Origin of the sequence: Gemmatimonas sp. (genome assembly GCF_044344655.1) — a bacterium.
Classification (GTDB): Bacteria; Gemmatimonadota; Gemmatimonadetes; order Gemmatimonadales; family Gemmatimonadaceae; genus Gemmatimonas.
The window spans coordinates 1-22,108 of record NZ_JBIJCN010000016.1 but is presented as its reverse complement, the minus strand read 5'-3'; the positions used below and the strand labels follow the sequence as shown (position 1 = coordinate 22,108).

Sequence of the window (22,108 nt, the reverse complement as noted above, 5' to 3'; positions counted from 1 at the left end):
CTGCCCCGCCGGCGGTTTCGGCGGTGCGCTGTCTGTCCCGCACCTTCTTCAACGATGATTCAGCTTCGCCCCCTGCTTTCCGCCACGCTGCTGATGGCAGCCACCGCGTGGACCGCCCAGGCTCAGGATGACGCGCCGCCCTCCCGGCGGCAGGTCGTCCCCATGGACTCGGCCCGGGCTCGCCAGCTCTACGTGAGCAACCGCCCCGAAGACCATCCCCTCGCGAACTACGAGCAGCAGATGGCGGGCAAGGCGCGCACCGACAGCATCTTCGCCGCGCGCGCGAAGGGGGTGCTCAAGTTCTCGAAGATCACCTACAAGAGTCAGGCGGGCGGCATGACCATCCCCGCCTATCTCTTCGAGCCCCTCACCCCGAAGGGCCCGCGGCAGCATGCGGCGATGGTGTGGGTGCACGGCGGGGTGCACGGCAACATGGACCAGAACTACTGGCCCTTCATCCGCGAGGCGGTGGAACGCGGCTACGCCATCATTACCCCCGACTACCGCGGCTCCACGGGTTTCGGCAAGGAGCACCACAACGCCATCGACTACGGCGGCATGGAGGTGGATGATGTGGAGTCCGCGGCTGACGTCCTGAAGGGCCTGCCCTACGTGAATCCCAACCGCCTCGGTGTCATGGGGTGGAGCCACGGCGGGTACATCACCGCACTGCTGCTCACGCGTGAAGCGCAGGGAACGCCCTTCAAGTCGGGCGCCGCGATCGTGCCCGTCACCAACCTGCTCTTCCGCCTGTCCTTCAAGGGGCCGTCGTACCAGCGCTCCTTCGCCACCCAGGCGGGGCTCAAGGGGCTGCCGTACGAGAACCGAGCGGAGTACGTGCGCCGGTCGCCCTACTACTGGGTGGACAGCCTCGCCTCGCCGCTGCTGGTGCACGTGGCCACCAACGACGAAGACGTGAACTTCGAGGAAGCGCGGCCTCTCGTTGATGCGCTCGTGGCCCGCAAGCCGCAGCTGGCGGAAACCAAGATCTACGTGAACCCCACCCCGGGGCCCACCAGCGTGGGGCACACCTTCAGCCGCCGCGTGAATCGCACCACGCTCGAGCGGGAAGACTCGCCCGAGCAGATCGACTCCTGGACCAAGGTGTGGGCGTTCTTCGAGCGGACGCTGAAGTAGCTCGCCGCTCGTAAGAGCCGGCGGGCACTCGTCCCCATAACCGAAACCCGAACCCGAGGCCCCACACTGATCAGTGTAGGGCCTCGGGTTCGGGTTTCTGGCATTGAGGCGTACCGCTCAGCGGCCGGCGACGACCTTGCGCTTCTCCAACAGCTCCGTCTCGATCCGCCCGCACACCAGCTCGCACAACTTGAGGACATCCTTGTCGGCGAGTTCGTAGCGCACGTACACGCCGTCGCGCTCGCGGGCCACCAGGCCGCTCGCGAACAGCTGCGCAAGATGGCGCGACACGTTGGCCTGCCCCATACCCGTGGCTTCAACGAGCTCGTTCACGGCCCGAGGCCCCCCGCGCAGCTCCTGCAGCAGACTCAATCGCGCGCGATCGCTGAGCGCCTTGAAGCGCTCGGCCACCATCTCCAGCAGTTCCGGACCCATTCGCTTGTTGGCCATCGTCGCTCCGCCGCCAGTCGTCACCACCGCGTGCCAAGACGTACACACATACGCATTTGCGAATATATACAACACCAAGACGGGGCGCCACCCTCAGGATGGCGCCCCGCACGTCTTGCCGCACCCGCATCGGGATCAGCCGAGGGTGGCCGTGAGCGTGATCTCGGCGTTCAGCACCTTCGACACCGGGCAACCGGCCTTGGCCGCATTGGCCAGCTCATGGAACTGCTCGGACGTGATCCCCGGCACCTTCGCGTCGAGCGTGAGGTGGACCTTGGTGATGGCGAACCCGCCATCTTTCTGCTCGAGCGTCACGGCCGCCGACGTCGCCAGCGACTCCGGGGTGAAGCCGGCGCGGGTGAGCTGACCGGAAAGGGCCATCGAGAAGCAACCAGCATGCGCCGCCGCGATCAGCTCTTCTGGATTGGTGCCGTCCTGACCCGATTCGTTTTCGAAGCGCAGCGTGAACGAATACGGCGTAGCCTTGAGTACGCCGCTCGGGGTGGTAAGCGTGCCGTTGCCTTCCTTGATGGTGCCGTTCCAGACGGCCGAACCAGTACGAATCATGGAGTCCTCGAGGATGTGACGAACCGTGTAGGGCCAAACGTGCGCCGCTTGCCCCGGCTGCCGTGCCGAACGCTGTCCGTTCGGTCGCCCCGCCGCAAGTTGCGGGGGCGGTGGAATCTTGCCCTTCGACCGTCCGGCACGTCACTTCTGTCTATCGAACAGCAGACCCCCATCGCGAGGCGGCAGCACGTGACAGACAACGGTTCCGGCACCGGCGAATCAGCACGCCGCACGTTCCTCAAGACGGCGGGTGTGATTGCCGTCGGCACGGTGACGGTCGGCTCGGCCGCCGCCTGCGCCGTCAAGGATCCGGCCACGCCGGCCCCCGACGACGCCGAGACGACGCGGACGCTTGGCATGGACCAGCCACTCCTCGAGGCGCTGGCGGAAGCGGTACTGCCGGCATCGCTCGGCGCGGCAGGACGCCGTGAGGCAACGACCACCTTCGTTGCCTGGGTGAACGGCTATGAGCCCGTGGCCGAGGAGATGCACGGCTATGGCTACGCCGATGTCCGCTACCTACCGGCCGATCCAGCCCCGGCCTGGCGCGCGCAGCTCCAGGCGCTCGATACGCTGGCGCGCAAAGCCACACGCACCCCGTTCACTCAACTGCCCGTGGCGCGGCGGCAGGAGCTCCTCGATGCGGTACTGCGCACCGAACGCGGCGACCGTCTGCCGGCCCCACTCGGCGCGGGGCATGTGGCGCTCGCGCTGCTCGCGCACTGGAGCGCCTCCCCCACGGCATGGAACCTCGCGCTCGGTGCTAAGGTGACGCCGGCCTCCTGCCGGGTGCTGAACGACGCCATCCGCAAACCGTTACCTCTCGCCCCCACGGGGGCTGCCACATGATCATCCACACCGGCACGCTCACCACCCACGAAGCCGACATCTGCATCATCGGCAGCGGTATCACGGCCGCACTGATGGCAGCCCATCTGTCGGAACACACCAAGAAATCCATCCTCGTGGTGGAAGCGGGCAAGCCCACCACGCCCCTCACACAACGGGCGCAGGCGCGCGAGCGCTTCCTCGCCTACGGGGAGAGCCCCTGGAAGTCCGATCATGTGGACGACCAGAACGCGCTGGGGACGACGTGGGGTTTCTCCCCCAGCATGCACGTGGGTGGACTCGCCATGCACTGGGGCGGCGTCTCTCCGCGCTATTCGCCCGAAGACTTCCAGCTCCGCTCACTGTACGGCGTAGGATCCGACTGGCCATTCACGTACGACGAGCTCGATCCGTTCTACCAGGAAGCCGAGGAGCGCATGGGCGTGGCCGGCGAGCAGGGACCGCTGGCGCTCGATCCGCGCGGCAAGCCGTATCCACTTCCGCCGTTGCCCATCAACTACAACTTGGCGCAATTGCAGGGGTGGGCCAGCACGGCGGGGATCGCCACGTGGAGCACGCCAAGCGCCAAGAACTCCGTGCCGCACGATGGGCGCGCGCAGTGCCAGCGGTGCGACACCTGTTATCCCGTGTGTCCCTCGGGGGCGAAGTACTCGCCGGACTTCACGTGGGACGCGTTGCTGGCGGCAAAGAAGATCACGCTGCTCACCGAATCACTGGTGCGCCGACTGGAGGCCGATCCGAAGAGCGGGCGCATTACCCGCGCCACCGGCAATCGCACCGATGCCGCGGGTGCGCCGTTCGAGATCCGGGCTGGGGCGTTCGTACTTGCCGCCGGTTTTGTTTGGTCACCACATCTGCTGCTGTTGTCGAAGAGCAGCGCGTTCCCCAACGGGCTCGCCAACCGCAGCGGACTCGTAGGCAAGTATCTGGCGGGGCATCGCAATGTGAACGCGTACCTGCGTCTTCCCATGGAGCTGTTCCCGGGCATCAACGTGCAGCACTCGCTGGTATCGAAGCAGTTCATGCGCCCCGGGAAGCTGTCGCGGTATCTGCGGCACGACCTGCGCATCTGGGAGTCGAGCGTGGGGCGTGAACCGCGCCTTCGCGATGAGCAGGGCGGCTTGCTACTGGGCGACGCCATGCTGAAGGAGTGGCAGGGACGTGCGAAGGGCGCGACGGCGCGCGTGCGTGGCTACTACGACGTGCTCCCCGACCGGGACAGTGCGTTGGCGCTCGACACGTCGCGGACCAACCGCTGGGGAGATCCCATGCCGCGCGTGGCGTTCAAGGACGCACCGGAGAGCGCCGCGCTGCGGGCGTTTCAGGAGGAGTCCTTGCGGGAGCTGTTCCGGCGCATGGCGAAGGCCGGCAATGGCGAGATCCTGCGCATGGAGAACAGCGCGAACGACCTCGGGCAGGAACACCCCACGGGTGGCTGCCGCATGGGGACGGACCCCCTGTCCAGCGTGGTGGATGCCTTCGGTCGAGCCCACGAGCATGAAAATCTCTGGGTGGGCGGTGCGCCCACGCAGCCCACGGCGAGCTGCTGCAACGGCACGCTCACGTTCACCGCGGTCGGCCTGCGCACCGCGGCTGCGATCGCGCGCGCGAGTTGAGGGGCGGGCTTTCCCGTCCCGTTACGCGACGCCAACTTCCGCCGGTTGCATTCCCTCTACCCCATTTCGCCGATGCGCTGTACCGCCCTCCTGACCGCCCTCGCGGTCGCCGCGCCGTTCGCGACACTCGCCGCCCAGCCGCGGGCCCTGACCTCGGCCGACTATGCGCGCGCCGAGAAGTTCCTCGGCTTCAACACCCAGCCCCTCGTGTCCAATACGGGGGTGCAGCCCTCATGGCTCCCCGACGGCCGGTTCACCTACCGCGTACGTCAGGCCGACGGCACGCAGCCGCTCATGCTGGTCGATGCCAAGGGTGCCAGGACCAACTGCGCCACCACGCCCGCCGCCTGCCCCGCGGCCCCGGCGGCAGCGGCAGCGCCGCAAGGCGCCGCACGCACTCGCACACGCCCCCCCGAAGTGCTCAGCCCCGACGGCACCAAGGCCGCGTTCATTCGTGACTGGAACCTGTGGGTGCGCGATGTGGCCTCCAACCAGGAAACGCCGGTCACCACCGACGGGGTGAAGGATTACGGCTACGCCACCGACAACGCCGGCTGGGTGCACAGCGATCGTGCGATCCTGCTCTGGTCTCCCGACTCGAAGAAGATCGCCACCTTCCAGCAGGACCAGCGCAAGACGGGGGAGATGTACCTCGTGCGCTACAAGGTGGGACACCCCGAACTGCTGCAGTGGAAGTACCCGCTCCCCGGTGACAGCGCCATCACGATGATCGAGCGCGTGGTGATCGACCTCTCGGGGACCGCGGCCAAGGTCGTGCGCTTCAGGATGCCGCCGGACCAGCATCGCAGTTCGGTGTGCGATCACATCGCCTGTGGCGGCAAGCTCGCCGACACTGAGTGGTACCCGGACGGCACCAAGGTCGCCTTCCTCAGCAATTCGCGCGACCACAAGGTGGCCACGCTCCGCGTGGCCGATGCAGCCACGGGGGACGTCCGTGATGTCCTCCGCGAGGACGTGAAGACGCAGTTCGAAAGCGGTGACGGCGATCAGAACTGGCGCGTGCTCCCCGCAAGCAACGAAGTGCTCTGGTTCTCCGAGCGCGACGACTGGGGCCAGCTCTACCTCTACGATCTCACCACCGGCGCCCTCAAGCAGCAGATCACGACCGGTGAGGGCACCGTGCTGTCGATCGAACGCATTGATCCGAAGAGCCGTACGATCTGGTTCGTCGCCGCCGGCAAGGAGAAGGGGCGCGATCCCTACTTCCGGCACCTCTATCGCGTGGGGATGAACGGCAAGGGACTCACGTTGCTCACGCCGGAAGACGGTGACCACAACGTGTCCCTGTCGCCCGATGGCGCGCAGTTCGTGGACAGCTGGTCGCGCCCCGACCTGCCGCAGACCGCCGTGCTGCGCGACGCGAAGTCGGGTAAGCTGGTGGCCACGCTCGAGACGGGGAACATCAGCAAGCTCGTAGCGGCGGGATGGAAGCCGCCCACGCGCATCACCGTGAAGGATCGCGATGGCAAGTGGGATCTGTATGGTCTCATGTGGACGCCGACCACGCTCGACTCCACGAAAAAGTACCCGATCGTGAACTACATCTACCCGGGCCCACAGGGCGGTTCGGTCGGCAGCCGGCAGTTCGCCGCGGCCACGCGTGACAACCAGGCCCTCGCGGAGCTGGGCTTCGTGGTGGTGGCGATCGACGGCACCGGCAATCCCACGCGCTCCAAGTCGTTCCACGACGCCTACTATGCGCGCCTTGGAGACAACACGCTCCCCGATCAGGTGGCGGGGATGAAGCAGCTGGCCGAGCGCTATCGCTTCATCGACCTCGATCGCGTCGGGATCTGGGGACACTCGGGCGGTGGTTTCGCCACCGCCGGCGCGATGTTCCGCTACCCGGACTTCTTCAAGGTGGGCATCTCCGAATCGGGCAATCACGACAACCGGAACTACGAAGACGACTGGGGCGAGCGCTACCACGGCCTGCTCGTGAAGAGCAGCAACGGCGACAACTACGATGTCGAAGCCAACCAGACGCTGGCGAAGAACCTCAAGGGCAAGCTGCTGCTCGCACACGGCACCCTCGACGACAATGTGCCGCCTGACAACACCTACCTCGTGGTGGATGCCCTCATCAAGGCCGGCAAGGACTTCGATCTGCTGATGATCCCCAACGCAGCCCACGGCTTCGGTGCTGCCACGAACTACATGATGCGCCGCCGGTGGGACTACTTCGTGCAGCATCTCCTCGGCGCCACGCCGCCCAAGGAGTATCAGATCGGCCCCACGTAAGGCGAGGAGCGCAGCTGGGTGGACAGGGCGGCCCCCCCCCCAGGACCGCCCTGTTGCTCCGCGTGTAGATTTTCGGCATGGAAAGACTTTTCGTCCTCATGGGTGCCCTGTCAGCCGGCCTCTCGGTAGCGGCCGGCGCCTTCGGTGCACACGCCCTGCGCGCCCGGGTCGAGCCGCGCCTGCTCGAGGTGTTCGAGACGGGCGCCCGCTACCAGATGTACCATGCCCTGGCGCTGCTGGCGGTGGCGTGGGTGGTTGGTCGTACTCCCGGCGCGCTGGGCCACGCGGCCGGCTGGCTCTTTGTCGGCGGGACAGTCCTCTTTTCCGGCTCGCTCTACGCGATGACCTTCACGGGCATTCGTGCGCTCGGCGCCATCACGCCGATCGGCGGCGTCTGTTTCATCGCCGGATGGGTGTGCCTCGCACTGGCGTCGCGCAGCCTGTAGCGCGGCCGACGCGCTGGCGAAATTGATCGGCGCGATGGGGTGACGTAGGGGAGACGTTTTGGCGAATGTTCGTCAATGCTCCTCTCTCAGCCATCCGTCTCGCAGCTGGCGGCGATCGCCGCGGTCTCCGCCATCAGCGGGATGGTGAATGCCATCGCCGGCGGCGGCACCCTGCTCACCTTCCCGGCCCTGCTCGGGCTGGGGGTGACACCGGTGGCGGCGAACGCCACGAGCACCGTCGCGCTCTGGCCTGGGTCGTTCGCCAGCATGATGGGGTACCGTCGTGAGCTCGCCGGGGCCGAACGCTGGGCCGTGAAGCTGGCCATTCCGAGCCTGCTCGGAGGGCTCACCGGGGCGGTGTTACTCATGGCCACCAGTGACGAGCAGTTCCGCGCGATCGTGCCCTGGCTCGTGTTCGGCGCCACGCTGCTCTTTGCCTTCCAGGCGCGCGTCATGGCATGGCTGCGCCGCTACATGACCGAAACGCCGCACGGCCCCACGCCCATCGAACCCACCAAGGGGATGATGGTCCTGCAGTATGTGGTGGCGATCTACGGCGGGTACTTTGGTGCGGGCGCCGGCATCGTGATGCTCGCGGCCTTCGGCCTCATGGGGATGACGAACATCCATCGCATGAATGGCCTCAAGAACTTCAACGGGATCTGCTTCAACGGCATCGCCGCAGCAACCTTTGCAGTGAAGGGGCTCGTGAACTGGCCCATTGCCCTCGTCATGGCCGTCGGCTCGAGCGTGGGTGGCTATGCGATGTCCGGGCTCGCGCAGCGGGTGCCGCAGGCGTGGGTGCGCGCTGCCGTGTCGACGATCGGCATCGGCAGCGCCGTGTGGCTGTACTTCACGTCACGCTGAGCCCACCGCCCTAGTCGGCAGGCGTACTCACGAGGGCGACGGCCGACGTACTGCCCGCCCAATCCGACGGACGCGTGGCCTTGCTGATCCGCGTCACCACGGGGATGTCGTCGAGCACCACACTCACCGCCGCGCCGGCCCCAGTGAGGAAACAGGGGACCATCTCTTCCTCCACGGTCATGATGCCGGCGACCGCGCCCACCCGTTCCGCCTGATTGATCAGCTGCACCCCCTGTCCACCGCGGCCCTGCAACGGCAGCTGCTCCACCACCACGCGCTTCACATACCCCTGCACCGTGCCGGCGCACAGCTCCTGCCCCCCGTGGACTACGGCCATCCCCACGACCTGATCACCGGCGCGCAGGGCAATGCCACGCACACCGCCCGCGTCGCGGCCCATGTCGCGCACGTCACTTTCGAGGAAGCGGATCGCCTGGCCGCCTGACGTGGCCAGTACGAGTTCATCCTGCCCCGTGGTGATCGCCGCACTCACCACGCGATCACCTTTGTCGAGACGAATGGCGCGGATGCCCGCCAGCCGCGCATTGCGGAACTCGCTGATGGCGGTCCGCTTCACTTGCCCGGTGGCGGTCGCCATAGTCACGAACAGCGGATGCGCGAAGTCACGCACGATCGCGCCAAGCACCGGCGCGCCATGCTTGGGCCACTCCACCAGCTCCTTGAGCGCCGTGCCGCGCCCACTGCGAGCGGCTGGCGGCAGCTCACCGCCGAGCAGACTGTAGGCCTGTCCGTCGCGCGAGAGCACCAGCACGTGCTCCGAGAGCCGCAGGCGGTCGCGTACCATCGGCAGTTCGTCAATCGTCTCCGCCCGCCCGGTGGCCTTGCGCGAACGCCCCGACGGCAACGGCGCTTGCAAGACGCGCCCGCCGAAGGTGACCACGCCCAGCACCTCGGCATCAGCGACCGTCTCGACCACGTCGGACGCCGCCTCCTCGGTGACAATCTCCGTCCGCCGTGCATCGCCGAAACGATCCACGATGGCGTTCACTTCGTCGGCGAGTGCGGCCATGCGCTTGTCCTGCGAGGCCAACAGCGCCTTCAGTTCCTTGCTGCGCGCCGCGAGCTCCTTGGCTTCGGTGCGCAGTGCCGTCACTTCGAGACCGGTCAGGCGCGCGAGTCGCAGCGCCAGAATGGCATCCGCCTGAATCTCGGTGAGGTCGTACGTCTTGCGGAGACGCGCGTGCGCCTGATCGGTATCCTTGGCGGTCTTGATGAGCTGCACCACGCGGTCGATGTCGTTGACAGCGATGAGCAGTCCCTCCACCACGTGGAGCCGCGCTTCGGCCTTCTCCTTTTCGAACTCGGTGCGACGCACCAAGACTTCGTGGCGGTGGGCCACAAAATGATCGATCAGCGGTCGCAGTCCGAGCTCGCGCGGCACCAGCCGGCCATTCTCCGGCACGAGCGCGAGATTGATCACGCCGAAGGTGACCTCGAGCCCCGTGAGCTTGTAGAGCCGTGGCAACAATGTCTTCGGATCGGCGTCGCGCTTCAGTTCGATCACCACGCGCAGCCCCTCGCGATCCGATTCGTCGCGCAGCGCGCTGATCCCCACGAGCTTGTCTTCCTTTACCAAGTCGGCGATCTGCTCGATGATGCGCGCCTTGTTGGCCTGGAAGGGAAGCTCCGTCACGACCAGCTGCGTGCGCGACGACCCCGGCTTCGCCTCCAGCACGATGCGCGCCCGGTTGATCAGGCGCCCGCGTCCCGTCTCCATATAGTGACGGATGCCGTCTTTACCCACGATGAGGCCAGCGGTTGGAAAGTCGGGCCCCTTCACGATCTTGCGTAGCTCCGCGAGGTCCACGGTGGGCTCTTCGATCACGCGCACGATCGCCTTGCCGATTTCGCGCAGGTTGTGCGGCGGCATGTTGGTCGCCATGCCCACGGCAATCCCGCTCACGCCGTTGACCAGCAGATTCGGGATGGCCGCCGGCAGCACGGACGGTTCCTCGAGCCGATCATCGAAGTTGGGCACGAAGTTGACCGTGTTCTGATCGATCCCTTCGAGCAGTGCCACCCCGGGCGCCGCCATGCGCGCCTCGGTGTAGCGATAGGCGGCGGCCGGATCGCCATCGATCGAGCCGAAGTTGCCCTGCCCCTCGATCAGCGGATAGCGCAGCGAGAAGTCCTGCACCATGCGCACGAGCGCGTCGTACACGCTGCTGTCACCGTGCGGATGGTACTTGCCCAGCACATCGCCGACCACTGTCGCGGCCTTCTTGAAGGCCCGCGTGGGGGTGAGCCCCAGCTCGTTCATCGCATACAGAATTCGACGATTGACCGGCTTGAGACCGTCGCGGACGTCGGGGAGGGCACGCGAGGTGATCACGCTCATCGAGTAGTTGATGAACGATTCGCGCATCTCTTCACTGACTTCACGCGGCTTCACCCGTTCACGGCGCGGGGTAGGAAGCGGAGCGGACTGCGTACGTGGAGGCATCGTCGGGGACTTAGGGACCACCGCTGCCGCCGGGTGGGTGGGCACGCGACGGGTGGCGGTGAAGCTTAATCAGCGATCGGCGGCAGCGTTATCGCGAACGGCAGTCACCGGCAGTCACCGGCAGTCACCGGCACTTACCGACGTGGTGCGGGCCAGCAAGGCCGGCCAAGAACCGGCCATTCGGCGGCATCCGACCTCACCGCGGGTGCGCCAATCCCTCGTGGCCTGCATCGAATAGCGCATCGACCGGAACCTGCAGGCCGGTAGCGAGCTGATTGGTCTTTGCCGCAAGCCCAACGATGGCCAGCAGCTCCGCGTGCTGCGCGTCGGTCATCCCCTTGGCCCGCGCCCCCGCCGTGTGCGAATGCACGCAGTAGCTGCACGCGTTGGTGATCGACACGGCGATGTAGATCAGCTCCTTCGTGAGCGGATCGAGGTGGGACGGCGTGGCCATGAGTCGCTTCACCTCGGTCCACGTGCGCTCCAGCAACACGGGATCGAACGCCAGCATCCGCCAGAGGTTGTTGATGTAGTCCGTGTTGCGCGTGCTACGGATGTCGTCGAACACCGCCTTCACCCGGTCGTCGTGCTCGGGAGCGGAGGGAGCGGTTCGTGTGGTCATGGTGACTCCGGTGAGGGGGGATGCCGTGGGCGAACGGACGATATCACCAACGACACCGGCGACGCCTCCCGAACGACCGGGCATGCTGGGTGGCATCCCGAAAAGCACAAACGCCGCGCATCACGTAAGTGATGGCGGCGCTTGCGATTACACGAAGATTGCCCCTCCAGGTTTCGAACCTGGAACCTTCTGATCCAGAGTCAGACGCTCTGCCAGTTGAGCTAAGGGGCAGCTGGCACTCCGGGATAACCCGGCGAGCCGTCAAATATATCCCGTCCGGATCCAAGTGGAAGGGGTGGGGTCCCCTACCCCTTCTTCACTTCCTTGGCCCAGCTGTCGCGCAGCCCGACGATCCGGTTGAACACCCGCGTCTCCGGGGTGCTGTCTTCCGGCTCACTGTAGAAGTAGCCCACGCGTTCGAACTGGTAGCGCGACCCGATCGGATCCTCGAGCACGCCAGGCTCCGCCTTGGCGTTTGGAATGACCACCAGCGACTGCGGGTTGATCGCGCTGAGGAAGTCCTGGCCCTCGGGCACGTCGTCGGGATCGGGCTGCGAGAAGAGACGGTCGTACAGTCGCACTTCGACCGTGGCCGCATGCGGGGCGCTCACCCAGTGGATTGTGCCCTGCACCTTGCGACCGTCGGGCGCGTTCCCGCTGCGGGTCTCGGGATCGTAGGTGCAGCGCAGCTCGACCACCTCACCGGCGTCGTTCTTCACGACGTCCTGGCACGTGATGAGATAGCCGAAGCGCAGGCGCACCTCGCGCCCTGGGGCCAACCGATAAAACTTCTTCGGCGGATCTTCCATGAAGTCGTCGCGATCCACGTATAGCTCGCGCGAGAACGGGATGGTGCGCGAACCGGTCTTCGGGACGTCGTGCGGATAGTCCTGCGCCTCGAGCTGCTCGACCTGCCCCTCGGGGTAATTCGTGAGCACCACCTTGAGCGGATTGAGCACGCACAGACGGCGCGGCACTTCCATGTTCAGGTCGTTGCGTACCGCGTGCTCGAACGTGGCGATCTCCACGCGCGCATCCTTGCGCGCCACGCCGATGACCTCGGCGAACGCCCGAATCGCCTCGGGACGCACACCGCGACGGCGCAGCCCGGCGATCGTCGGCATGCGCGGATCGTCCCAGCCGCTCACATACCCCTCGTTCACCAGCCGCAGCAGCTTCCGTTTGCTGAGCACCGTGTAGTCGAGCTCCAGACGCGCAAACTCAATCTGCGTGGGCGGATTCTCGTAGCCCGCTTCACGCACGAGCCAGTCGTAGATCTCCCGCGCATCCTTGAACTCCAGCGTGCACAGCGAGCGCGTGATCCTCTCGATCGCGTCGCTCAGGCCATGGGCGAAATCGTACAGCGGGTAGATGCACCAGTCGTTGCCACGGCGATAGTGATGCGCATGTCGGATACGCAGCAGCAGCGGATCGCGCATGATCATGTTGGGATGCGCCATGTCGATCTTCGCGCGCAGCACCTTGGCCCCGTCGGGAAACTCACCCGCGCGCATGCGGCGCAGCAGGTCGAGGTTCTCGTCCGCCGTGCGATCGCGCCAGGGGCTGGGCGTACCAGCACTCGTCACCGTACCGCGATTGGTGCGGATCTGCTCTTCGTTCTGGTCATCCACATACGCCTTCCCCTTCTGCACGAGCATCTCGGCGATCTCGTACAGCTTCTCGAAGTAGTCGGAGGCGTAGTACAGCCCGTCCCACTGGAAGCCAAGCCACTGCACGTCGCGCTGGATGGCCTCCACATACTTCACGTCTTCCGTGGCCGGGTTCGTGTCGTCGAAGCGGAGGTTGCAGGTGCCGCCGAACTCCTGTGCGATGCCGAAATTGAGGCAGATCGACTTCGCGTGCCCCATGTGCAGGAAGCCGTTCGGCTCGGGGGGGAAACGCGTCGCCGGCCCACGACCAAAACGGCCAGTGGCGACGTCGTCCGCGACCATCTCGCGGATGAAGTCGCGGCGCGGCGACAGGGTATTGTCAGACATCGGGGAATCGGACACGAGTGTGCGGGTAAGGATGACTCGTGAATCTAATCCCGATCGGTATACATCGGGGTACGGCGGGACCCCCGCTGCGAAGGTGCCGCCCCGTATCCGTTGCGTCGGTCTCCGCGTTATCCTGCCTGCATGCCCCGTCGTTTCGCCACGTTCGTAGCCGCGGCCCTCGTGCCTCTCGCGCTCTCCGGCGGGTGCCGCGCGGCGGTCTTTGCGCACGGAAACGACCCGGCCGGCGCCCAGGTGAATCTCGACGCCCTGGTGACCGGCTTCGAATACCGCTTCACCAACGTGACGCGCCAGTCCAAGGTCAACTACGGGCGCATGCGGATTGCCCGGTACGCCTTTGCCCCATCCAAGCTGGTGAACGACACCGCCATCTGGACGGCCATGCGGACCACCCGCACCGGAGCCGAGCGGGAAGCGGAGTGGCAGGCCGGGATGGTGAACAATCAGTACCAGTTCGCGGCGCGCCACGACACGCCCACCCCGGCCCGGGTGGGCGACCAGCGTCACCTCATCGCGGTGAGCCAGCGCGGCGAACACGACTGGTTCTGGCACACGGTGGTGGAACACCACGTGGGCACGGTCCCCCCGTCACGTCTCAACGCCGTGGCGCGCGCGTTCTTGCAGTCCGCCGAGCGCCCCGGGAGTGCCATGCGTGTGGACTACCGCACGGCGTTTCCCCGTACGGCGACCGCACTCGGCCGACTCCTCTCGATCGACACGATCAGCGCCGTCTCGCAACTCGATGGGTCCACGGTGGTGTCGATGCAGATCCGCCTCGATGCGCGAAACATCGCCGCCGGATTCCCGGCGTACGCCAAGTATCTGCAGCAGTACGTGGAACCGGCCCGCTATCGTTTTCGACTGACCGACCGCTACGGCGCGGAGTGGTGGGATATGCGCGCCGTGAACCGCGTGCTCACCGTACGTTTCCGCACGCGCAATGGCGCGCTCCAGCCGCTGGCGGGCGCCGCCCGTCGAATGCCGGACACGCTACAGCTCACCGTCGACGCGCTGGCCAAGCTTGGGCTGTTTTCCGTCGGCGTGTCGAACATGGTGGGCGAGTTCGTGCACGTCGACACGCCGCGCGAACGGGCGTGGCAGCTCCGCTTCACCAAGGAGCCCAAGTGGCACCTGCCGCTGATCGCCGAACGACTGCTCAGCGCCGCCATCCGTCACCCCTTCGAGGGGCAGGGCGTGTACTTCAAGCTGGGGCTGCACACGGGACCCACTGGCCAGACGCTCAGTGAGCGCGTGGTAGATGTGGCCGTCCAGGAGAGCGCCATCATGCGGTGGCTTGGCAACCTCGGCTTTACCGCCATGAGCGATTTTGCCGGCAAGGTCGAAGAGGAGGAAAACCTGTTCCTGATCGAGCTATTCCGGGCGATGCGCTCGGATATGGAGGCGCTGGTCCGCACCTCCTAGCCGCTCTGGACGATGCGCCGCGGCCGCCCGGAAACACGGAACCCCACCAGGTCAGACCTGGTGGGGTTCTCAGACTGCCGCGCGCGCCGTCATTGGAACTCTCCGTCCTACCGAACAGCGGCGGGCTTGCGTCGTTGTACACTGGACGATGCACCGGGTTCCGGCGTCACACCAGCAGCGGATCAGTCACACGTGGTAACCATCCGGTATCCGGTCTGGCGAGATTCGTGCCACGACCCGGAATGTACAGTGGAGCTGAGGGGGCTCGAACCCCTGACCTCTGCAATGCGAATGCAGCGCTCTCCCAGCTGAGCTACAGCCCCATGGTTGCCCGGACAACAAAAGCCCCGCTCCTGTGGCGCGGGGCCCATCGGGTAACATCGTAGAAGCTAGTCCGTGACCGGCAAGTGTCAAGGGACGGCACAACAACGCGCGGCGTCGCGTTGCTCCTCCGTATGAGCCCTTCAGCGCACACGCCGCACGCCCTCGAATCCGACTACGTCCGCGACCAGCTGGTACCGCGCACGGTGGACGTCAACGGCAAGACCTACCACCCCACCGGCGAGTACGTGCTCTACTGGATGCAAAGCACGCATCGCCTCGACGAAAACTGGGCCCTGCGCGCAGCAATCCGCACCGCCAATCGCGTGAACCTGCCGCTGGTCATCCATCAAGGGCTCGACCCCACCTATCCGCACGCGAGCGACCGGCACCACACGTTCATCCTGCAGGGCGCGCGCGATACAGCGCGCGACGCGGCGCAACGCGGGGTGCACTACCAGTTTGTACTTCGTCGCCGCCGCGACGACGATCGCCGCGTGGTGGACCGCCTGGCGGCGCGGGCCTATGTGGTCTTCACCGACCTGTTCCCCACCGCCGGCATCCGCGAGCGGGTGGCCCGTTTCGGCGAACGGGTCACCTGCCGGGTGCTTGCGGTCGATAGCGTGTGCACCGTCCCGAGCGGCGCCTTCACCAAGGCCGAGTTCGCAGCGCGCACCATCCGCCCCAAGATCGCGAAGCTGCTCGATCATGCCATCGAGCCGGTCGCCGAGGGCCAGCCGCGGGTGGCGGTAACGGACGCGCTGCGCGCGTCCCTTCGTGAAACCATCGCGGCCGGCGGCGGATTGGCTCCGCTACCGATCGACACGATGAGCGACCCCGACATTGCGGCCGAGGTGGCATCGTGCGAGATCGACCATTCGGTGCCGGCGGTGTCGCTGGCCGGTGGCCGTGTGGCGGCCGACGCACGCTGGCAGCACGTATTGGAGCGCGTGCTGCCGGACTACGACGTGCGGCGCAACGAGGCGAGCGACGGCGACGGCACCTCGCGGCTCTCACCCTACCTGCACTACGGTCAGATCCCCTCGGCGCGACTCGTGCGCGAGGCCCGCACCGCCGGACTCTCGGCCACCAGCCACGACGCCTTCGTGCAGCAGGTCACCACCTGGCGTGAGCTGGCGTTCAACTGGTGCCTGCGCACCCCCAACTTCGATCGCCTCGAGGCGCTTCCCGACTGGATACAGCGCACCATGGCGGAGCATGCGAACGATCCTCGTCCATATGAGTACGATCTCCACACGCTCGAGTCCGGCGCGACCGTCGACCGACTGTGGAATGCCTCCCAGCGCGAGTTGGTGACGGACGGGGTGATTCACAACTACCCACGCATGCTCTGGGGCAAGACCGTGCTGCTCTGGACCGCCAACTACGAGCAGGCGCGCACGTGGCTCTTCCACCTGAACGACAAGTACGCCCTCGACGGTCGTGACCCGAACAGCGTGGGCGGCATCATGTGGTGCCTGGGGCTCTGGGACCGGCCGTGGGGCAACAAGCCGATCTGGGGCGGCATCCGCCCGATGGTCACAAGCCGCGCGAAGCTCAAGTTCGATGTGGAGGGATATGTGGCGAGGGTGACGGAAAGCCGGCTGCTGTGATGGACCGCCATACGGCACCACGTGCACCCGCGGGAAGGAGCGCTTCCCCGCGCCGATTCGCCGGTCGCGTTGTCGCCGGTCGGGCTTTCGCCGATCATGACCGCGGGCTGTAGTTTCGTGTGATGTCCCTGCTCGACTTTTCCATCGTTCCCGAAGCCGCGGCGGTGCGCGCCGCCGCCACACGGCTGCGTTCGTTCATGTCGCCGTCGCGCCTGGTCCGCTCCGACGCCCTCTCCGACCAGCTCGGGATCGAGGTGCTCTTCAAGCTCGAGCTGGAGAACCCCACGGGGTCGTTCAAGGTGCGTGGCGCGTACAACGTGCTGGCCGGTCTGTCTCCGGAGGAGCGTGCCCGTGGCGTCGTCGCCTCCAGCGCTGGCAACCACGGGTTGGGGGTGGCCTACGCGGCCAAGGCCTTTGGGACCCCGGCCATGCTCTACGTGCCGCGGACCGCGCCGCAGGTGAAGAAGGACGGCATCCGGGCGCTCGGCACCCTCGTGAACGACGAACAGCCGGACTACGACGCGGCGATGGTCGTGGCCAAGGCGCACGCCGCCCGGGAAGGGATCCGCTTCATCAATCCCTGTCTTGGGCTGGACCTGTTGGCCGGCCAGGGGACGGTGGCGCTGGAGCTCCTCGACCAGTGTCCAGCCATGCAAACCGTCGTGATCTGCACCGGCGGTGGTGGCCTCCTGGGGGGCATGGGAAGCGTGCTGCGACAGCTGGCCCCGGGCGTGCGCGTGGTGGGGGTACAGAGCGTGGAGACCGCGGCGATGACCCACAGCGTGCGGGCCGGCCGAGTGATCGATACGGTCGTGACCCCCACGCTAGCCGATGGTCTGGCCGGCCAGATCGACGCCGACGCGCTGCACATCGGGCAACGCTGCGCCGATGATCTGGTGCTGGTGAGCGAGGAAGAGCTCGGCGAAACCATCGCGTGGCTGCACCGCACCACGGGGATGGCGGTGGAGGGCGCCGGGGCGGTTACGGTAGCGGCGCTGCGTCACGGCCACATCGACGCGGCCACCGGCCCCCTCGTGGCGCTGGTGAGCGGACGCAACATCGACCCGTCGACGCTCGACCTGCTGACCACCCGCTTTCCCGCCTGAGTCCGCTCACCTTCATGGAACCCGCTGCTCAAACGCAGCGGGTTTCCTGACGGCAGCAATGGAAAGGCCGGGCCTACATCAGGGTAGCCCGGCCTTTCTGTATGACGACACGGTGCACCGCCGCAGGTCAGCGGGCGGAGGCGTCGTCGACGCGCGGCCCGTCGCTGTGGGGGCGTTCCGCGGGCGCCGTGCGCTGCTCACTGTTGGCGTCGCGGGCCACCGGCATGGGTATCTCCCGCTCGTTCATTCGGGAGAGGCGCGCCTGTCGAGCGGCAGCACTTCGCGATTCCCCGCCCTCGCGTCCAATGGCGGCCATGTGCGCACGATCACGACTTACCGTCACTCCGCCCTTGCGACCCGCTTGCCGTGCTTCGTCGGACGACCACTCGTGCGCGGTCCCCTTTTCGTGGGCCGCTCGGCCACCCTTGCTCGCGATCTCGCGCTGACGCGTCGGATCCATGGACGCGAAGCCGCGTCGGCTCTTTCCGGTCATATCCCCTCCACTTTGTATTGAAGTGCGGCCCACCATTTCCGATCATTTACTGTGTGGCGGAAATCGGACACCGCGGCGATTGTATCCGGCCTCTACTGCAAGCCCAATGCCGCGCGCTGGCGCGGGCAGGACTGGTCTATATTCCTCCCATGCCACTGCTCGTTCGCTTCCTCGGCACCGCCGCCTCACGCCCCACCGTCGAACGGGGGGTCGCTTCCCTCGCCATCATCCGCGAAGGGCAGACTCTACTGTTCGACTGCGGCGAAGGAACGCAGCGCCAGATGATGCGATACGGAGTCTCGTTTGCCTTCGAAGACCTCTTCTTCACGCACACGCACTCCGACCATGTGCTCGGCCTTACCGGCCTCATCCGCACACTGGTGCTGCAGGGACGAACCGAACGACTGAGGTTGTGGGCGCCCCGCGGTGCGGGAAAAACGTTGCGTCAATGCATCAGCTTGGGTGGCGAGCGCACCACGTTTCCTGTGGACATCACCGAACTCGAAGCCGGCGCCACACTCCAGCGGGGCGACTACCGGATTGAGTGCTTTGCCGTTGACCACGGCCCGTCCACGTCCCTCGGTTACGCGCTGGTGGAAGAGGAGCGGAAGGGGCGCTTCAACCCCGACCTCGCCCGCGAGCTCGGAATTCCTGAAGGGCCGCTCTGGGGACGCATCCACCGCGGCGAGGCGATCACGCTCGAGGATGGCCGCGTCATCGAACCGTCGGTGCTGGTAGGCGAGCGTCGACGCGGTCGCCGGATCGTGCTGACCGGCGACAGCCGCCCCTGCCAGGCCACGATCGACGCCTCACACGACGCCGACCTGCTGATCCACGAGGCCACCTTCGCCGACGAGGAAGCCACCCGCGCCGTGGAAACGGGCCACAGCACCGCCCGCGAAGCCGCGCAGGTGGCGCTGGCCGCCGGCGCCCGCCGCCTTGTGCTGACCCACATCTCGGCGCGGTACTCCCTCAATGCCAAGGAACTGGAGCGCGAGGCCCGGCAGGTGTTCAGGAATACCACGATCGCAAAGGACGGCCTCGAGATCGAACTCGATCTCACCGAGGAACTCGCCACCAAGGCGTAGACGACCCCGCTCGCCTTTGCTGCTGCTTCGCGAGACGCGCCGCGAGTGCTTGCGTGCCTACTTCGCGAGCTGCCGCAGCCTCCGCAGCCCCGGGACGCGCCACGCCACCGTTGCCGCCACGCCAAGCGTGGCGACGCCACCCACGACGACGGCCGTGACCGCGCCCCACCACCGCGCAGTCAGCCCGCTCTCGAACGCGCCGATCTCGTTCGAGCTCCCGATGAAGATCTGATTGACGCTGGATACGCGTCCCAGCAGCGCCTCCGGGGTCCGCATCTGCAGCATGAGACTGCGGATCACCACGCTCACCATGTCGCTTGCGCCGCCGAGGGCGAGGAAGGCGATCGACAGCGGCAGGCTCCGACTGAGTCCGAAGCCGATCGTGCAGAGGCCAAAGCCGGTCACGGCCAGCAGCAGATTGCGCCCCGAATGCGCGAAGGGGGGAAAGCGGGTGAGCAGCACGCTCGACACCACAGCCCCCGCAGCCGGAGCAGCGCGCAGGAGTCCGAGCCCGGTGGGACCGGCGTGCAGGATCTCACCGGCGAACACCGGCAGCAGCGCTACGGCGCCGCCAAACAACACCGAGAACAGATCCAACGTGAGGGCACTCAACAACAGCGCATCGCCGAACACGAAACGCAGACCTCCAAGGATCGCCACGCGCATCGGCTCGGCCTGCGTCACATCGCGTGCCGGAGATCGGTGGCGCACGGTGACGAGGACAACCACGGCGAAGATCATGAGGACCGCATCGATGGCGTAGCTCAACGTGATGCCACCGATCGCATACAGCAGTCCGCCGAGGGCGGGACCGAGCACCGCCGCCAACTGCCAGCTGCCGCTTCGCCAGGTGACCGCATTGCTATACAACGTGCGTGGCACCAACTCGGCGCTCAGCGCCTGGCGTGCCGGTTGCAGAAACGCGCGCGCCACTCCGCTCACCACGATCACGGCATAGATGGCACGCACGCGCGCCGGGGCCGTGAGTGCGCCGAGGGCGATGGGGTGCGGGTACCCCAACCACCACAGGCCGATCGAACATCCCACCAGCACGAGGAGCGCAGCCAATGCGATGCGCCGACGGTCGTGCGTATCCGCCACGTGACCGGCGAAGAGGGACATGCTGATCGCCGGCAACGCCTCCGCCAGCCCCACCAGGCCAAGCGCCAGCGGATCATGGGTGAGATCGTAGATCTGCCACCCCACCACCGTCCCTTGGATCTGGATGCCAAGGGTCAGCGTGAACAGCGCCAGGATGTAGCGGCGAAAGTTGGGAAAGCGGAGCGCGGCGAACGTGTCGCGCGGCGCCTCACCCTCCGGGGCGAAAACGGACATGTCCGAATCTACACGGCTACCCCGGCGGCTACCCCTGCCGCGCCTCGTCCTCACGCTCTTCCAGACGCCGACGCCGGCGCGCCTGCGCCGCGTCGTAGCGCCGTTGTTGTTCGTCGGTCTCGGGCAGGACCTTGGCGATCGGCACTGGGCGCCCATTGCGGTCGATCGCGACGAACGTGAGGTAGCAGGTATTGGTATGGCGCCGCGTGCCGTTGATCATGTCCTCAGCCTCCACGCGCACGCCGATTTCCATCGATGTCTGGCCCACGAAATTGACCGAGGCCTTGCAGGTGACCAGGTCGCCCACGTGAATCGGCTCGCGGAAATCCACACGATCGATCGACGCCGTCACGCACGCCGTCCGCGCATGTCGGAACGCTGCCACGGCGGCGGCCTTGTCGACCATGGCCATGATGGCGCCACCGAAGGCATGGCCGAGGATGTTCGCATCCTGCGGCATGATCAGCTCACTGGTTTCGTGCTGCGAGGCAGCCACGGATCGAGCGGCACGATCAGTCATTCGCGAAACCGATTGGAGGGGCGTTGGCGGGCGGTGCGACGCGCGCAGCCCTGCGAAGCGCGCGGTTCCGTACGGGCCGCACCGGTGAAGGCCACGGCCACGCGGCCCGCTGCACGAGTCCATCGAGCGCGGTGGACATGTCGAACGCGCGCGCGAGGGCAGCGCGAGCGGCGCTGTCGAGCGGGGGGCTGTCGAGGGCGATGAGCTGGTAGGCCGGCGCAGCCACCGTGGCGACCGGCCACTCGCGCTTCGACGAGGCCAGCCCACGTGAGCGCAGGACCAGTGCCAGCGACTCACCATCCTCCGACGGGGAGGCCACCACTTCGTATGGAGCTCTTGCCCATCGCACCCGGCTGGAGTCGGCGCTCCACTCGGGTAACGTGCGTCGTACGGCCTGCCACCAGACCGGCGTCTTCACCCGGAGCGGGGGGAGGTACAGCGCGAGCGCCTCGCCGTCCTCCGCACTGCCGGGCACCATGAACGATACCGCCGGCTCACGCGAGAGATCGGTGATGCCGAAGCTGGTGGAGTCGAACACGAAGCTGTCGAGCGTTTCGACCGCCGCGGCGGCTCGGTCGTCGCCCGACGCCCCCGCCTTGCGAATGCTGTCGGTGAGCTGCGTCAGCGACGCCCGGGCGTCGGTCAGTACGCGCGTGGCTTCGGGCCCGCCGAGGAGCTCGGACAGCTGGGGGCCATGGCCGGAGCGCACATCCACCACGTACCGCTTACCGCGATGCTGATGGGGCGGGCCACCGTCGACGTCGGCATTGAGCAGATGTTCGAAGGTGATGTAGGGGCCATGCACATCGAGGATCTCGATCTCGTCGTGCACGACGGTCCGCGGATCGTCGGGCACATCATCGGCGCTCGGATCTACCTCGAGTTCGGCAGGGTGTGCCTTGCGCCATGACGCCA

The 22,108-nt window shown here is 66.8% G+C and carries 19 protein-coding genes and 2 tRNA genes; 10 read left to right on the top strand and 11 right to left on the bottom strand.

Going from position 1 to position 22,108, the window contains the following annotated elements; all coding sequences use genetic code 11:
- Positions 1-54 precede the first annotated feature (54 nt).
- Complete coding sequence (locus ACIQ51_RS06400) at positions 55-1,137, top strand: alpha/beta hydrolase family protein (RefSeq protein ID WP_396204190.1); 1,083 nt, start codon at positions 55-57, stop codon at positions 1,135-1,137.
- A gap of 117 nt (positions 1,138-1,254) precedes the next feature.
- Here ACIQ51_RS06400 and ACIQ51_RS06395 read toward each other — a convergent pair whose 3' ends face one another.
- Both ACIQ51_RS06395 and ACIQ51_RS06390 read right to left on the bottom strand, forming a co-directional pair.
- Complete coding sequence (locus ACIQ51_RS06395) at positions 1,255-1,587, bottom strand: ArsR/SmtB family transcription factor (protein WP_396204189.1); 333 nt, start codon at positions 1,585-1,587, stop codon at positions 1,255-1,257.
- 135 nt (positions 1,588-1,722) lie between these two features.
- Positions 1,723-2,154, bottom strand: coding sequence for an OsmC family protein (locus tag ACIQ51_RS06390; RefSeq protein ID WP_396204188.1), 432 nt, complete (start codon positions 2,152-2,154; stop codon positions 1,723-1,725).
- A 189-nt stretch (positions 2,155-2,343) separates the two neighbouring features.
- Here ACIQ51_RS06390 and ACIQ51_RS06385 point away from each other — a divergent pair, with 189 nt between their 5' ends.
- From ACIQ51_RS06385 to ACIQ51_RS06365, 5 genes are all read left to right on the top strand, one after another.
- Positions 2,344-3,003, top strand: a complete 660-nt coding sequence (locus tag ACIQ51_RS06385) for a gluconate 2-dehydrogenase subunit 3 family protein (RefSeq protein WP_396204187.1) — start codon at positions 2,344-2,346, stop codon at positions 3,001-3,003.
- Entirely contained in the window at positions 3,000-4,619 is a 1,620-nt protein-coding gene (locus ACIQ51_RS06380) for a GMC oxidoreductase (RefSeq protein WP_396204186.1), read from the top strand. The genes ACIQ51_RS06385 and ACIQ51_RS06380 overlap by 4 nt, the downstream gene beginning before the upstream one ends.
- A 72-nt stretch (positions 4,620-4,691) precedes the next feature.
- Complete coding sequence (locus ACIQ51_RS06375; RefSeq protein WP_396204185.1) at positions 4,692-6,881, top strand: DPP IV N-terminal domain-containing protein; 2,190 nt, start codon at positions 4,692-4,694, stop codon at positions 6,879-6,881.
- Between the two features lie 77 nt (positions 6,882-6,958).
- Complete coding sequence (locus ACIQ51_RS06370) at positions 6,959-7,327, top strand: DUF423 domain-containing protein (RefSeq protein WP_396204184.1); 369 nt, start codon at positions 6,959-6,961, stop codon at positions 7,325-7,327.
- 75 nt (positions 7,328-7,402) lie between these two features.
- Complete coding sequence (locus tag ACIQ51_RS06365; RefSeq protein ID WP_396204183.1) at positions 7,403-8,194, top strand: sulfite exporter TauE/SafE family protein; 792 nt, start codon at positions 7,403-7,405, stop codon at positions 8,192-8,194.
- Between the two features lie 10 nt (positions 8,195-8,204).
- Here ACIQ51_RS06365 and gyrA read toward each other — a convergent pair whose 3' ends face one another.
- The 4 genes from gyrA to ACIQ51_RS06345 form a co-directional block, all read right to left on the bottom strand.
- A complete protein-coding gene (gene gyrA / locus ACIQ51_RS06360) occupies positions 8,205-10,658 on the bottom strand; it encodes a DNA topoisomerase (ATP-hydrolyzing) subunit A (protein WP_396204182.1) in 2,454 nt (817 codons plus the stop codon).
- Between the two features lie 196 nt (positions 10,659-10,854).
- Positions 10,855-11,280 (bottom strand): carboxymuconolactone decarboxylase family protein, encoded by a 426-nt coding sequence (locus ACIQ51_RS06355; RefSeq protein ID WP_396204181.1) that lies wholly within the window; start codon positions 11,278-11,280, stop codon positions 10,855-10,857.
- Between the two features lie 158 nt (positions 11,281-11,438).
- Positions 11,439-11,511, bottom strand: a tRNA-Gln gene (locus tag ACIQ51_RS06350).
- A gap of 74 nt (positions 11,512-11,585) precedes the next feature.
- The gene (locus ACIQ51_RS06345; RefSeq protein WP_396204180.1) at positions 11,586-13,277 is read right to left on the bottom strand and encodes a glutamine--tRNA ligase/YqeY domain fusion protein; all 1,692 of its coding nucleotides are present in this window, start codon (positions 13,275-13,277) and stop codon (positions 11,586-11,588) included.
- A gap of 141 nt (positions 13,278-13,418) precedes the next feature.
- On the opposite strand from ACIQ51_RS06345, the gene ACIQ51_RS06340 reads away from it, so the two are divergent.
- Positions 13,419-14,717 carry a hypothetical protein gene (locus ACIQ51_RS06340; RefSeq protein WP_396204179.1) on the top strand — a complete coding sequence of 433 codons (1,299 nt, stop codon included), beginning with the start codon at positions 13,419-13,421 and terminating at the stop codon, positions 14,715-14,717.
- Positions 14,718-14,967: 250 nt separating this feature from the next.
- Here ACIQ51_RS06340 and ACIQ51_RS06335 read toward each other — a convergent pair.
- Positions 14,968-15,040: transfer RNA gene (locus tag ACIQ51_RS06335), tRNA-Ala, on the bottom strand.
- A gap of 132 nt (positions 15,041-15,172) precedes the next feature.
- Here ACIQ51_RS06335 and ACIQ51_RS06330 point away from each other — a divergent pair.
- Together ACIQ51_RS06330 and ACIQ51_RS06325 are read left to right on the top strand one after the other, a co-directional pair.
- Positions 15,173-16,651: a deoxyribodipyrimidine photo-lyase gene (locus tag ACIQ51_RS06330; protein ID WP_396204178.1), complete on the top strand. Its 1,479-nt coding sequence runs from the start codon at positions 15,173-15,175 to the stop codon at positions 16,649-16,651.
- Positions 16,652-16,773: 122 nt separating this feature from the next.
- Positions 16,774-17,757: a threonine/serine dehydratase gene (locus ACIQ51_RS06325; protein ID WP_396204177.1), complete on the top strand. Its 984-nt coding sequence runs from the start codon at positions 16,774-16,776 to the stop codon at positions 17,755-17,757.
- A gap of 127 nt (positions 17,758-17,884) precedes the next feature.
- On the opposite strand, the gene ACIQ51_RS06320 is transcribed toward ACIQ51_RS06325, so the two are convergent.
- Entirely contained in the window at positions 17,885-18,250 is a 366-nt protein-coding gene (locus ACIQ51_RS06320) for a KGG domain-containing protein (RefSeq protein WP_396204176.1), read from the bottom strand.
- A 149-nt stretch (positions 18,251-18,399) separates the two neighbouring features.
- Here ACIQ51_RS06320 and rnz point away from each other — a divergent pair, with 149 nt between their 5' ends.
- Positions 18,400-19,338 (top strand): ribonuclease Z, encoded by a 939-nt coding sequence (gene rnz / locus ACIQ51_RS06315; protein ID WP_396204175.1) that lies wholly within the window; start codon positions 18,400-18,402, stop codon positions 19,336-19,338.
- A gap of 57 nt (positions 19,339-19,395) precedes the next feature.
- On the opposite strand, the gene ACIQ51_RS06310 is transcribed toward rnz, so the two are convergent.
- From ACIQ51_RS06310 to ACIQ51_RS06300, 3 genes are all read right to left on the bottom strand, one after another.
- Positions 19,396-20,673, bottom strand: a complete 1,278-nt coding sequence (locus tag ACIQ51_RS06310) for an MFS transporter (protein ID WP_396204174.1) — start codon at positions 20,671-20,673, stop codon at positions 19,396-19,398.
- A gap of 28 nt (positions 20,674-20,701) precedes the next feature.
- Positions 20,702-21,193: an acyl-CoA thioesterase gene (locus ACIQ51_RS06305; protein WP_396204173.1), complete on the bottom strand. Its 492-nt coding sequence runs from the start codon at positions 21,191-21,193 to the stop codon at positions 20,702-20,704.
- Positions 21,186-22,108 (bottom strand): hypothetical protein (locus ACIQ51_RS06300; RefSeq protein ID WP_396204172.1); only part of this gene is annotated, 923 nt, incomplete at its 5' end. The genes ACIQ51_RS06300 and ACIQ51_RS06305, both read right to left, overlap by 8 nt.

Coding starts and splice junctions, on each gene's coding strand:
- ACIQ51_RS06400 (WP_396204190.1), top strand. CDS start 55: ATGATTCAGCTTCGCCCCCTGCTTTCCGCCACGCTGCTGATGGCAGCC.
- ACIQ51_RS06395 (WP_396204189.1), bottom strand. CDS start 1,587: ATGGCCAACAAGCGAATGGGTCCGGAACTGCTGGAGATGGTGGCCGAG.
- ACIQ51_RS06390 (WP_396204188.1), bottom strand. CDS start 2,154: ATGATTCGTACTGGTTCGGCCGTCTGGAACGGCACCATCAAGGAAGGC.
- ACIQ51_RS06380 (WP_396204186.1), top strand. CDS start 3,000: ATGATCATCCACACCGGCACGCTCACCACCCACGAAGCCGACATCTGC.
- ACIQ51_RS06375 (WP_396204185.1), top strand. CDS start 4,692: ATGCGCTGTACCGCCCTCCTGACCGCCCTCGCGGTCGCCGCGCCGTTC.
- ACIQ51_RS06370 (WP_396204184.1), top strand. CDS start 6,959: ATGGAAAGACTTTTCGTCCTCATGGGTGCCCTGTCAGCCGGCCTCTCG.
- ACIQ51_RS06365 (WP_396204183.1), top strand. CDS start 7,403: ATGCTCCTCTCTCAGCCATCCGTCTCGCAGCTGGCGGCGATCGCCGCG.
- gyrA (WP_396204182.1), bottom strand. CDS start 10,658: ATGCCTCCACGTACGCAGTCCGCTCCGCTTCCTACCCCGCGCCGTGAA.
- ACIQ51_RS06355 (WP_396204181.1), bottom strand. CDS start 11,280: ATGACCACACGAACCGCTCCCTCCGCTCCCGAGCACGACGACCGGGTG.
- ACIQ51_RS06345 (WP_396204180.1), bottom strand. CDS start 13,277: ATGTCTGACAATACCCTGTCGCCGCGCCGCGACTTCATCCGCGAGATG.
- ACIQ51_RS06340 (WP_396204179.1), top strand. CDS start 13,419: ATGCCCCGTCGTTTCGCCACGTTCGTAGCCGCGGCCCTCGTGCCTCTC.
- ACIQ51_RS06330 (WP_396204178.1), top strand. CDS start 15,173: ATGAGCCCTTCAGCGCACACGCCGCACGCCCTCGAATCCGACTACGTC.
- ACIQ51_RS06325 (WP_396204177.1), top strand. CDS start 16,774: ATGTCCCTGCTCGACTTTTCCATCGTTCCCGAAGCCGCGGCGGTGCGC.
- ACIQ51_RS06320 (WP_396204176.1), bottom strand. CDS start 18,250: ATGACCGGAAAGAGCCGACGCGGCTTCGCGTCCATGGATCCGACGCGT.
- rnz (WP_396204175.1), top strand. CDS start 18,400: ATGCCACTGCTCGTTCGCTTCCTCGGCACCGCCGCCTCACGCCCCACC.
- ACIQ51_RS06310 (WP_396204174.1), bottom strand. CDS start 20,673: ATGTCCGTTTTCGCCCCGGAGGGTGAGGCGCCGCGCGACACGTTCGCC.
- ACIQ51_RS06305 (WP_396204173.1), bottom strand. CDS start 21,193: ATGACTGATCGTGCCGCTCGATCCGTGGCTGCCTCGCAGCACGAAACC.